Source organism: Spiroplasma sp. AdecLV25b (assembly GCF_030913225.1).
In the GTDB taxonomy this organism is placed as follows: domain Bacteria; phylum Bacillota_I; class Bacilli_A; order Mycoplasmatales; family VBWQ01; genus Spiroplasma_E.
Genome location: NZ_JAQYTS010000050.1, coordinates 1 through 12,893, shown reverse-complemented (window position 1 = coordinate 12,893; position 12,893 = coordinate 1). Strand labels below are relative to the sequence as shown.

Sequence of the window (12,893 nt, the reverse complement as noted above, 5' to 3'; positions counted from 1 at the left end):
TTCAATGATTACCAATCAATTTGGCAACTTCTGCAACTTTTGATTTAAGTTCAGGTTTTTGTTGAATAATCTCTGCTCTTTTTTCTTTACTAAAAAGCATATAAGCATTCATTGGTCTTTTAACTTTATTTGACATATTTTTTTCCATTTTTTCTTACTATAATTTTACATGATTTCTGCAATAAGTTCTTCAGTACTTGTTTTTGACGTTATGATTATTTACCTTGATTTCAATTTTTATAAATTTCCATTACAGCATTTCTGTAGATAGTACTTCTTGTTACTTTTAATCCTTGTTTTTGCATTTCAGCAAGCATATTTTCTATAGACTGATAACTAGATAAATGAATTGTTAATCTTTTCTCTTTTTCTTTAACGAGTTTTTGACTTAAAAATTTTTATTGTGTTTTATCAAAAAATTAATCAAAAAAATTTTTCAAAATAAACATAAAAATTAATATATTAGTTATGCAAGAAGTCTATTGTCTAAAAAATCATTATTTATCCATAATGTAATTTTACATGATTTCTTTAATGAGTTCTTCATATGCTTGTTTTTGTCGTCAATAATGTTTGTTTTCTCAAATACTATTGAATTTATTTTCCGTCTTAATAAATGATTTTGAATTTGTTATTATACTTTGGGATAAATGGCCATTTAATTTTTCTTCTTCTAATAATTTATAAATTTCAATAGTATCTTCATCTTCTTTTATATTGTTAAAAATTATTCGTAAATTTGGTACAGTTATATTTTCTTGTCGACAAATATGATTTAAAGTATTTTTTAAATCCAATATTCCTTTGTAACTACCAATTCCATTATTTATGGGTATCATTACCAAATCAGAAATAATTAAAAAATTTAATGCTAATTCTAGAACTGTTGGTGGATAATCAATTAACACATAATCATAGTCTAAAAAAACATTATTAAAACTATCAAATATATTTTTTCCAACTTTATATATGTTTTCTTTTGCATATAAATTATTTAAAATTGTAGATGATTTTGTTAATTCTTCTCCTGCAATAATAATGTCAATATTTTTATATTTAGTTTTTTGAATAATATTATTTATTCCAACATTAAAACCACCAAACATTTTTAACAAAGTAACATCTTTAACAATTTTATTTGTATAAAATTGTACAGATAATGTTGCTTGTGGGTCTAAATCAATTAATAATACTTTTTTTCCATTAAGAGCAAATTTATAAGCAACATTCTTACAAAGAGTAGTTTTACCAACTCCGCCTTTTTTGTTACAAAAACTAATAATTTTCATTGTCATTTTATTCCTTTCCGTATCGTTCTTCTAAAATAGCAGTCATTAAAGTTGTGTAACTTCATCTTTTTTCTTTTGCTTCGTTTCTAAATTTGTCAACTAAATATTTACTACAAAAAGTATTTGGTATCATATCTTGGGTTGTTCTTTTTTTAAAATCTTTAGTTTTAGAAAAACTTGAAAGTTCCTTTATTCCGTTTTTTTCAAGCAATGCATTTAATTTTGCCATAATTAAATTCCTTTCTTTATTTTTAATATATTGTAACATTGTTTTAAAAATAAAACATGTTTTATTTTTAAAACATAATTAAAAAATAATTTAAATAATGAAATTTTTAAAAAATAAAACAAATAAAACATGTTTTATTTTTAAAATAATTTATATAAAAAAGTCAAACTATTTAAATAGTTTGACTTTACTTTGCTATTAATTTGATTTATTTTATTTGAATAGTTTGATTGACTAATCTTGTAAATTTTAAATTTCTTTTGATATATGCTTATAAAACGCTCATAAATACCCTTATTTTCCACGAAAAATATTTGAATACTAAACTATTCACTAACATAGTTTTCAATGTCAATTTTCTCTATATATTGATTTGAACTCGGTAATAATACCTTGCAATAGGCTTGTCCAACTTTCAATTTCTTTAAATCGTTTGGATGAACAATGTATTCCTCAACTTCACGAATTGAACCCTTTGAATTTGATTTTGATTTATTATCATACTGTTTAGTAATCTTTTGAGAAGTTTTAGTTCCAAAGACTTTGGCAAGGTATTCAGCACTATTTGGATCTTTGACATTATGTGCAATAATGTTAGCTGTATTACCAAAAATAGTGTCTGTTAAATCTCTATTGTCAGTTTTTAAATCGTTGATTGTTTGAAAACATAAAAAACATTGGTAATTAAAACTTCGAGTTTTATTAATTAAGTTGATAATACTATCACTTGCAAAAACGTTAAATTCATCTAACACAAGATTTATGTGTTTACTTCGTGGTTTAATAGAAGCAAATTCTTTTAAATCTTGGATTAACAATTTACCCATATTACTTGCAAGTCGGGGATAATCTAATGAATTTAAAGAAAATAAAATAACTTTATGATTTTTAGATATTTTTGTTAAATCATTTTTTAAACCAACACTATTGTTCAATTGTTCAGCATAAACACTCAAACGATTTAATAATCCATTTACTTCTGCTTGTTTACATTCAGTAACAAAAATATATTTCGGATTAGTTTTATCAATTAGTTGTTTTAATTCAGTTGATGGAAAATGTTTAATAATGTTTGATAAATTGATTTTAATCTTTTTTGTCATTAAAGTTTCAATTAAAATCAGTAAATAATTGTGTGCCATTGCTTGATAGTGTGGTTCAGAAAAATCAAATAAACTCATAATCTTATCTGCTAAAACAATGTGACTTTTTGAAGCAAAAGGATTGTATTCATCTTTGCCCCCAATGGTTCAAATAAAAGCATTTTTATCAATTGATTTAATTTTGTTGATTAAATCAATATCACCTTTTCCATCAATAATAATGACTGTTTGATTTAATTTATAAACAAGTTGATTTATTATTGATAAAGCAGTGGTGGTTTTTCCACTACCAGTTGCTCCAATTAACAAAGTATGTTGGTTTAATTTTGATCTAACTAAACCAACTTTTTTATTTAGATTTATTAAATTTTGAATACCAATTTTACTAAATTCCAAAATTTGATTTTTTCTTTCTTTCTTTTGTTTTGATTTATTGAAATCTCAACTTTCAAATGAAAAATAAGCATAAAGACCACTGAAGCATAAAATCATAATTATGCTTAAAAAAATAGAAATGACAAGAACTGTATTGGTAAAAAATGAAATTTTATAAGTATGTGCATTTATGGTATGAAAAATAATTAGTGAATAAAAAATTGAAACTATACATGCTCATAATACAATTAAAATTGATAAAACAATAAAACCTATTATGCTAGATATTAAAATTTTATTAAAAGTATTTTCTTGTCATTTATTTTTTAAAAATTTCATTTACTTCACCTACTTAATTGCTTCTTGCTCATATTCACTTGCTTGAATATTAATCATCATTCTGTTGTTATTAATTGAGAATAAACAAGTACCAATTGGGGCATTTGAAATAATTTGTTTTTGATATTGGTTTAATCTACCACTTGCTGAAACCAAGTTATCATAATCTTGTAAATCACTTGAAGCTAATCTATGTACAAACTGATAAACACAATTATTTATAATTGCTTGTGCTTGTGTTTTAATAGCAACACTTCCTACAAAATCATTAATATTTTGTGTAATGATATATATGTTACCGTAGTATTTTCTAATTCTCTTTGCTAAACCACTAACAAAATTTAATGCCAATAAATTACTTTCATTAACTAGTAAATGCGCTTCATCAATTGCTATACAAATCCATTGTCTTTTAGTCTCATCTAATGGTTCATTTACTTTTTTATGATGTTTTGCAACTTTTTCTAAAAACGCCAACATCAAAAACATTTGAGCGTTTTGACGATTTTTATTAGTTGATAAATCATGAATATCAAAGACAATTAATTCATTTTTTAAACTTAAATTTGTATATCCATTTCATAAATAACCATCAGCACCTTTTGCTAATTTTCAAAGAATTTTATAAAGAGTGCTTTTGTCCGTTTTATTTTTTTCAACATTTTCTTGTTCACTAAATAAATTTTTTAAGGTTGGAAAATCTTTTGGCTTTAAATTATCCAACGTTTCAAGGTCCATTGAACTGTCTATATTTTTTATTTGATAAATTTTTAATAATAATTTTTGTAAGTCAGACAAATCATTATCATTTAAATCTTTATATAAAATCTTAAAAAATTGTTCTAAAAATGAAATATGCTCCATTAAGTTACCAGTAAATATTTCAAGTGGATTAATAATTAATGATTGATTTGTCTGACCAATAGCAATGATTTCTCCACCATAATACTTAGCAAAATTGTGATATTCTTGTTCAGGGTCAATAATATAAATCTTGCTTTTATTTAAATATAATCAGTTTAATTGTTTTTTGACATTAAATGTTTTGCCACAACCACTTAAACCGAAAACTACAACATTGCCATTGCTTCGTGCTTCTTCATCATTTTTAGTTTTTACATCAAAAAATATAGGTTCACCATTTTCATTATTTCCCATATATAAACCTTTTTCATCATTTAAACTAGAACCTAGAAAAGGCCATGCACTTGCAATTGATAAACATCCCATTTCTTGTCAATAACTAGTTATCTGTTTTTTATTTTTCATACTGTTATTTCAAATAAATTTATAAGTATCTAATTGCATATATTTTAATTCATTTTCAATAAAACCTTGTGTTGATAATTCATTTTTTAAAAATTGCTTGATATTAATCAAATCATTTTTATCATCAGCAAAACAAGTAAAAATAATTGAAACCATTTTTAATGTTTCACCACCATTTTGAACAAGATTTAACAATTCATGAAAATGGTTTAAATATGTTTCATATTTGTTTTCTTCACTTGTTTTTCTTGGTTTTTGCATTTCCGCACGACGAATTGCTCTATCAAGTAATTCTATTGCTTGGTGCTTATTTACATGAGTAAATTTAATATTAAGATTAACATTTTCCAAATTTGCAAAAGCCATTAATCAAAAATCATTGACCAAGGTAGGATATGTACTAACTGTTAAATATGAAACATACTTATCATCAATTTTTACATAATCTTTATATTGTTTTATTTTGTTTGGTTTATTTTCAAAAACACCAACATAATTATTGGGAACAATCAATTTTGAAATTAAATATGATGTTTCTACTACATCAGTAGTAGCAAATTTAATGTCACTATCAAACTCATTTAATATAAATTTTACTTTTTGTTTAATTTCACTTATATTTTTGGCATATAAAAATAAATAATAACTATTTTTCAATTGTTTCTCTTTTTCTAATTCAACAATAAATTTTTTCATACTTGCTAGTTGTTTAATATTTTTTTCCATTTTTTCTTGTTTTAATAATTGATTTATTTTTTCTTTTTGACTATCAAAATTATAAGGAACTTGTATTTTTATAATTTCAAAATCTATATCAATTAACTTAAAAATATTAGCAAGTTTTGATATTGGTATATTTCGTTCATTTTGAGTTTGTAAATTTATATTTTGTGCTTCAATACGAAAAACTAAACCAAAATTATTTTTAAAATAAACTTCATTATCTTTAATACTTTTAATTTGGTTAATATTAAACATTTCTTTACTTTCTTTGTTGATAAATAAATATTTGATTGAAACTCATAAAAGATAATAAAACTTATCACCATTTCTATTTACTTGAATTAAAAGCAAAGTAAATAGAAATATACCAAATGTAACAAATATACTTACTAATACTCCAATTTCTGCCATTAAACTTAAAATTGGGACAATAAATGCAAAAGATAATAAAATAATCATAACATCAGCAATACCAATTCCACCAAGAGCATTACTTAAAACAAACTTAATTTTACTTGCTCTTTTTGTAATTGGTTTTGCTACATCATCAGAACCTTGTTCTTTTTCTTGTTCGCTCATAATTTTTACCTACTCTCAAGGTCTTCAAATATTTTGATTTGAATTTGAAACAATTGGTGGATAGTTATCTGCTAATTTATTTATGCTTTTTATCATTTCTTTTTGCTTTTGGGAAAATTTTATTGAACATTCATCTATTGCATTTCTTCGCAGTACGATTTTCTTTGGTTTGAAATGTGCTATTTTCCAAGCATATTGCATTTCTTTTAATTTTAATTCGGATTTAGAAATTTTCTTTTTTGCCATAGTTATTTACCACCTTTGTCTTTATCGCTATTAAGTCATTTATTGATATTTTTACTACTGTTTTCAAATGCTGATTTGTGGTCTTTAACTAAATTTGATGTAATCGTTTCTTTAACACCAGTTGAAGTGATACCACGAATTACACCAGTGGTTGTGGCAACACCAGAGTATGCTCTAAATGGTGCTTTCGTACCTAATGAAATACCTTTACCTAAAAATTTTGTTCCACTAACAAAAGCACCGGTACTTGCTTTTAATCCCATTAAATTACCAATACCGTCAGAAATTCCGATATTTCCACCAAAAATAGTACCTAATAACTGTGGTGCTTTAATAACTGTTATTCCAAATCCAAATGTACCAATTAATGTAAATATTGGTCTTGCACTTTCACTTGGAACAATATTTGAAATTTCTGATAATGCTGAAATTGAATTTAAAAATATTGTATATGCAGCAAAAACCACAGCAAAAGAAATAAAACGATTCATTGTTAAATCTTTTCAATTTCTAAATTTTCTGCCTTCATCTTGCACCATTCATACAGCAAATAATGTTCCAAGAATTAAAAGCAAAACTTGTTCTGCAACTCTTACAAATAAAAATGCTGATATTTGCAAGAGAATGTATACCATAAATCCCTCTGCACAAAGACATTGAAAATAACCAAAATTTGCACTGTCTTCAAATCCCCAACTATCTGGTACCTCTTTAAAATGATGTAAACCATTTGTAAAAGAACTATTGAAAATAAATAAACCAATATTTTTTACATCAGTGCCACCACTTTTAATAATGATTGTTGTTATTGAATTTATTAAAGAATTAAGTAAATAAAATGCAATGGGAATACCGACTATAACCGGAATTATTAAAAGTAAACTTCTAAAAGTTGAATTTATTTTTTGTGTCATATTTTTATCACTCAATTTAATTTCTATAAATCTTACTGATAAAAGAACTAACAAAATAGCCATTGATATACCTAAGACTGTAAAAAATAAAATTGGTATACCATGTCAATCACTATTATTAAACAAAATCTTATTATTTAAAGTTCCACCACCAATAAAATCAACTATAACTTGAAATTGATTTAATAATCATAAAATTGGTTGGATAAATACAACATATAAAATCGCTGACATTGCTTCAATAACAGACGTCACAAAACTGCCGGCTGTTAAATTAGTTTGTAAAACTACATTATTTAAAACTGGATTTAAAACACCCATATAGATATCTGGATGAAAAAAATGTCATACAGCAATAATTACAGCAAGAACAATAACTAAAAAGAAAAAAAATGGCAAAAAAGATATGGCAAAAATAATTCCAATCTTTTTAATTATGGTTTGAATAATTACCACTAACTCTTGGGAACTATTATCTTTATTTTTTTGTGATTTTTTACTTTTAAAATTAAAGGGTGATTTTTTTTCTTTTTGCTTTTTGGAAAACATTTTTTATTACCTATTGTTGTAATGGAAAAATAATGTTTCTGATACCAAAAACAATACTTACAATCAGTAAAAAACCCATTGATAAAATACAAATTCAAACAATTTTTCTAATTGTTTCATGTCTTTCTTCACTGTTTTTGTCACCTTTACCCTTTATTACTACAAAAGCAATCATAAAAACAGCAACCATAACATCAATACCCATTAAAGTTGGCATAAGTATTGTTATAATTTTATTTCATAAATCATTTATATCATTGTTTGAATTTACAAGAAACAATGTATTTAAAGCACCTAACACGATTATTTACCACCTTTCTTTTTTTCTCTTGCTTGTTTTTCTTTTGTTTCTTGTTCTTTTCATTTTTTTGATAATTCCATTTGCTCAGCCACATATTTATCTGCTTTTATATCACTTCTTTTATTTCTGATTGGTTTTATTACAAATTTATTTATATAAAACCCAGCAATTCCAAATGTGATTAAACCTAAAAATACCCCAAGAAATATATATCAACCAATATTGTTATTTGGATTTGGTGTTGGAGAGGGGGTTGGACTTGGATTATATTTTGATAACAAATCTTTAATTTCATTTGCATTCATTTTAGATAAATCGCCTTGTCTATAACCGTTTTTTAATGCTCAGTTCTCTGCTTGCTTTCATTGGTCAGTAGTTCTAAAATCAGTTATAGTTGGTATTCCGATTGTTAAATATTGATTATTGATATTTGTAACAAGATCTTTACTTTCTAACATATAACTATCAATTGTTGATAATTTAAAACCATTAGTTATATTACAGATTTCATTTTTCTTTCCTTGATTATCTATTTTATATAATTTATTATCACTAATAAATTTAGTATTAAAATCAATTTCAACTTCACTATCAGATACAATGATATCTTGTAAATTAGGTGTTTTTTCTTTGCTGAAATCTTGATTATCAAAAACACCTACATAATTGGTTAATTGATGACCAGCAACATTTTTAATGTTATTAACCGTTGCTTGTTTTTTAATATAAATGTTATATTTCAAATCACTTGTTAAATCATTTTCAATAATTATTTTATTGGTTAAATTTTCTATACTAATTATTACATCTACAAAATTACCTTTTTTTTCAATTGGTGTCCCGTTTAATGTTACAGATTTTATATGTTTATTATCTGCGTGAAAATAAACATTATTGTTACTTGCTTCTCCTTGGTAGTCTGGTCTATTAATTTCCTTGAGATATTGATTTTCAACTGTTCTATCAAATATAACGGAAGCTTTTAAACCTGCTATATCATCAGGATTTGGAATTATTGATAGAAAATAACTTTTTTTAATATCTCAAGAACTTAAAACTCCCAAAGTATCTGACATTCTTCTAAACCCAAAAAAACCATTTTTTTCTTGATTTGGAATTGAAATTAACTCCCCATTATCAAGTAATAAATAAGTATTTAATTTGATGTCATCACCAATTGAAACATTAACTGTTAAAATTCCCATTGTATTAGAAAACTGAGCGAATCAAAATGTTTGAAAATTAGTTTCTTTTAAATTTATTTTTTTAAATTGACCTGCAAGATTTAAAAAATATAAACCAGTGTGTTTTTTTAAATTAAAATTAAATTCTTCAAATATACAAAGACTATCTGAAAAACGATAAAAATCGCCTTGTTTTGATTCTAAGTCTGTTCATTTAAGATTATTTGGGTCTGAAATATCTAAAAGTCAATTATGACCATTAATATAACTATTTTCTTTAACTATCGCCAAAGTATCTGACATTCTTGTAAAAGTATTTTTGATTCCTAAGTCTTTTCATTTTGGTACATTTGGATCTGATATATCTAAAAGTCATGCTTTTTTATTACTATCTGTAATAAAACCAAGGGTATTTGACATACGATAAAATTCACCTTTGACTTGATTACTGCCATGCATTAATGGTAATAATTCACCTCTATTATTGAAAAAATAAAGTTTACTATCTGTTCAACTTGATACTTTAACAATACTTAAAGTATCAGAAAAAGTATAAAGTTCTCTAATATATGATTGAGAAGGTAATTTCGGTGTTAATGATATAATTTCTCCCTTATCATTAAGAAAATAACTACCAGTACCAATATTTAAAACTCCTAAAGTATCTGACATACGATAAAATTCAACCACATAGTCAATGGTTTTCCCATTTAATCTTATTTCTTGTAAATTTCCTCTATTATCAACCAAATAAACACAGGCAGAGTCACCCTCCTTATCACCAATAGCACTCAAAACTCCCATTGTATCAGAAAAAGCATAAAAATTGCCATGTTTATTTAATTGCTTTACGTTTATTATAGGTTCACTTTCTTTTGAATGATTAGAAAAAAATGCGTGATTAAAACTTGTGTTTGAAACTAATTGACTAATTACTGGCGCTGTTGAACTTGCTAAAATAAAACTAGCAATTCATGTTATTATTTTTTTCATTTAAATTCTCCTTTAATTTATATTTCATTGTTTATTATACTTTTTTTCTATCATTTCTAAATTAATTTCGCAAGAAGTCTATTTTAAAATCAGCTTTAATGGTTTCTTTGACATCTTTAAATTTTAAAGTTTTTGAACATTCTTTACAGCCTAATAATCACGCAATATCTTTTCCATCAACTTTCTGCATAATTTACTCACTATCTCAAACAATTTTACTATCTTTATCCATATCATTTAAAATTTGTTTGCTTTGATTTTTTTGAAAATCAACATAATTATTTGAAGTTTTCCCATATACTTCTGCCTGTTGTTGAGCAAATTTTTCCATATTAAGTTTTGTATAAAATTTAATATGTGTATTTTTTCTACCAGTCTTTATAATTTCATAATTCATAATTACATCAGTATTTTCTAAGTCTTTTTTAACTGGTTCTAAAACATACTTTTTTAAATCTTTCATATTTTTAAAATAACTACTATCAATATCAAGATTTAAAAACTCAGCAATAATTTTAAAATCCATTGGTTGATGTCCAAATGCTATTGACTTCGAAGTTTTTGAACTTACATATAAATAACTTCGTAAATATTCATACAAAGGTCAAGTATATTTGGTTGTTATAAACTTTGTATATGGTAAATAAAATTTTGTAAAATTTTTAATTTGATTTACAAAATGTTTTTCAAAAATTTCTTTATAAATTTTAAAATATAATTTACCAGTATTTTTACGATGACCACATTTTAAAAATAAATTTGTAAAATCAAAATCAAGTGGTTCGTTATCATATAAATTTTTAATTTTAAAAGATGATATTATTTCCATTTCTCTTTCAATGACTGTTACATATTTTTTATTAAATTTTGATTTTTCATAAATCTGATTTAAAAATAAATCATAATATTTTACAAATTCTGCAATTGAAATATTATATTCAATAATATCTTTTTGTATCCTATATTGTTTATCACTTAATTTTGCTAAACCAAAGGCAAATAAACGCATGGTCATAATGCCAGCATCTGAACTACGTACTGCTCTTGTTATTACATTTGATTTTACTATAAATTGATTTTCATTTTTTTGTATTTTCTTTGCACTCATGATTTTGCACCTAACTTTTAAAAATAAAAATTGACATATTATGCAAATATGTCAACTCTAATTATCTTTAAAGTTAAATAGGTGATAAAAGTTTTCGTAGACTGGCCTATTCGCATTAATTATTCAATTTATTTTTAATAATATCACTTTTAATTTCAATTACAAGTTTAAACATAAAATGTGACCAATATCCAGTCTACGAAACCAATATCAGTCACAATAAAAATTATAACTTAAAAATTTCAATAATTGTATTTAAAAATAACTAAATTTGATATGTAAGTTTTTCTCCCAAGTTATAGTAAGTTTTTCTCCCAAGTTACTCGTTTTTATTCAATACCAGTATAGATATTTAGGGGGGGATAAAGATAATAAAGATAATAAAGATATAAATAATAAATATATGTATATAAATATAAGTTATATATACGCGCGCTAATAAGTAGATAATAACATAATAAATTCAAATCAAATTTATTGAAATACTTATATTTATGTATATAATTTTTATGGAGAAAAAATGTAGAAGTAAATCTATTATTGACTAGCAATCCCCACAACCTATAAAGGCATTTCATTTCTTTAAAACACCTGACCCCACCCCCACAACGTAAACTTATGAGCGGGTGGGGTCAGGTGTTTGGGTTGTGGGGATTGTATTTTTCTTTCTTTTGCAAAAGAAAGAAAAATACCGCAACGAAGTTGCTCCAAAAAGAAAGAAAACGTTTAAAAACGTTATCACATTGGCCACTAAGGAGTTGAAATTTATGGAACAACTAAAAATTTTAGAAATCATCAATCGATGAGGATATCTAACAAGTTATCAAATTTCTGACTTATTAAACAAGAAACAAAAAGCAACAGAAAGACTAATTGCTATTTTAGTTTCAAAAAAGTTATTAAGAATTGACCAATTGACAAATAAAAATATATACATGCTTTCAAGTCTAGGAAATAGAAAACTTGGTAAGGAAAGCAAAAATATAAGAATTAACTACAATGAACTTGCTCATCAAGATTTACTTATCAAATGACTTTGTCAACAAACAGACATACTTTATTATCAAACAGAAAAAGAACTAAAAGCAGAAAATCCAAGAGAAAAAGGTTATCCTGATTTATTAGTTCATTACGAAAATAAAGATATGATTATTGAACTTGAAAGAACACGCAAATCAAAAGAACGATTTGAAAACAAAATCGATAGTTATTACAGAGACTTACAAAAAAATAAAGAAATCCTATGGCTTGTGCCAAATGAAAGTATGAAAAAATTTATTAACGAACAAATCCAAAATTATAATTTTAAAATTGAACTTCATCGCATTGAAATATTTAATGATGTTTAAAATTGATTTTAAGGTATCTAATTTGCTCATAGACAAACGAAATAAATATTTATATGTTTTAGTATTCAAAAAATAAACAGCCCTAATTTAGGGCTGTTTTAACTCAAATTTATAGATTAGATATTTTTGATTTCATCGGCATATCTTTTTTTATCGTCGGTTGCTAAATTTTGATATTTAGCTTTTTCTTCATTTGTCATCTCTTTTCAATGATTACCAATCAATTTGGCAACTTCTGCAACTTTTGATTTAAGTTCAGGTTTTTGTTGAATAATCTCTGCTCTTTTTTCTTTACTAAAAAGCATATAAGCATTCATTGGTCTTTTAACTTTATTTGACATAT

Annotated in this window: 13 protein-coding genes; 1 reads left to right on the top strand and 12 read right to left on the bottom strand. The window is 24.6% G+C overall.

Annotated elements, in window-relative coordinates; translation table 4 throughout:
• From RDJ14_RS05245 to RDJ14_RS04890, 11 genes are all read right to left on the bottom strand, one after another.
• A partial coding sequence (locus tag RDJ14_RS05245) for a hypothetical protein (protein WP_374047469.1) occupies positions 1–112 on the bottom strand: 112 nt, incomplete at its 3' end.
• A 406-nt stretch (positions 113–518) separates the two neighbouring features.
• Positions 519–1,289: a ParA family protein gene (locus RDJ14_RS04935; RefSeq protein WP_308150252.1), complete on the bottom strand. Its 771-nt coding sequence runs from the start codon at positions 1,287–1,289 to the stop codon at positions 519–521.
• Between the two features lie 7 nt (positions 1,290–1,296).
• Positions 1,297–1,518 carry a hypothetical protein gene (locus RDJ14_RS04930; protein ID WP_308150251.1) on the bottom strand — a complete coding sequence of 74 codons (222 nt, stop codon included), beginning with the start codon at positions 1,516–1,518 and terminating at the stop codon, positions 1,297–1,299.
• Positions 1,519–1,844: 326 nt separating this feature from the next.
• A complete protein-coding gene (locus RDJ14_RS04925) occupies positions 1,845–3,335 on the bottom strand; it encodes a type IV secretion system DNA-binding domain-containing protein (RefSeq protein ID WP_308150250.1) in 1,491 nt (496 codons plus the stop codon).
• A gap of 9 nt (positions 3,336–3,344) precedes the next feature.
• Positions 3,345–5,906: an Mbov_0397 family ICE element conjugal transfer ATPase gene (locus RDJ14_RS04920; protein WP_308150249.1), complete on the bottom strand. Its 2,562-nt coding sequence runs from the start codon at positions 5,904–5,906 to the stop codon at positions 3,345–3,347.
• 9 nt (positions 5,907–5,915) lie between these two features.
• The gene (locus RDJ14_RS04915) at positions 5,916–6,152 is read right to left on the bottom strand and encodes a hypothetical protein (protein ID WP_308150248.1); all 237 of its coding nucleotides are present in this window, start codon (positions 6,150–6,152) and stop codon (positions 5,916–5,918) included.
• A gap of 2 nt (positions 6,153–6,154) precedes the next feature.
• On the bottom strand, positions 6,155–7,615 hold the full coding sequence (locus RDJ14_RS04910; RefSeq protein WP_308150247.1) for an Mbov_0396 family ICE element transmembrane protein: 1,461 nt from the start codon (positions 7,613–7,615) through the stop codon (positions 6,155–6,157).
• A 10-nt stretch (positions 7,616–7,625) separates the two neighbouring features.
• A complete protein-coding gene (locus RDJ14_RS04905) occupies positions 7,626–7,916 on the bottom strand; it encodes a hypothetical protein (protein WP_308150246.1) in 291 nt (96 codons plus the stop codon).
• A gap of 2 nt (positions 7,917–7,918) precedes the next feature.
• Positions 7,919–10,093, bottom strand: a complete 2,175-nt coding sequence (locus tag RDJ14_RS04900) for a hypothetical protein (RefSeq protein ID WP_308150245.1) — start codon at positions 10,091–10,093, stop codon at positions 7,919–7,921.
• A 61-nt stretch (positions 10,094–10,154) separates the two neighbouring features.
• A complete protein-coding gene (locus RDJ14_RS04895) occupies positions 10,155–10,283 on the bottom strand; it encodes a hypothetical protein (RefSeq protein WP_308150244.1) in 129 nt (42 codons plus the stop codon).
• A gap of 3 nt (positions 10,284–10,286) precedes the next feature.
• Positions 10,287–11,201 carry a replication initiation protein gene (locus tag RDJ14_RS04890; RefSeq protein ID WP_308150243.1) on the bottom strand — a complete coding sequence of 305 codons (915 nt, stop codon included), beginning with the start codon at positions 11,199–11,201 and terminating at the stop codon, positions 10,287–10,289.
• Positions 11,202–11,968: 767 nt separating this feature from the next.
• On the opposite strand from RDJ14_RS04890, the gene RDJ14_RS04885 reads away from it, so the two are divergent.
• A complete protein-coding gene (locus tag RDJ14_RS04885) occupies positions 11,969–12,550 on the top strand; it encodes a hypothetical protein (protein ID WP_308150242.1) in 582 nt (193 codons plus the stop codon).
• 116 nt (positions 12,551–12,666) lie between these two features.
• On the opposite strand, the gene RDJ14_RS04880 is transcribed toward RDJ14_RS04885, so the two are convergent.
• Positions 12,667–12,893 (bottom strand): HMG-box domain-containing protein (locus RDJ14_RS04880; RefSeq protein ID WP_308150241.1); only part of this gene is annotated, 227 nt, incomplete at its 5' end.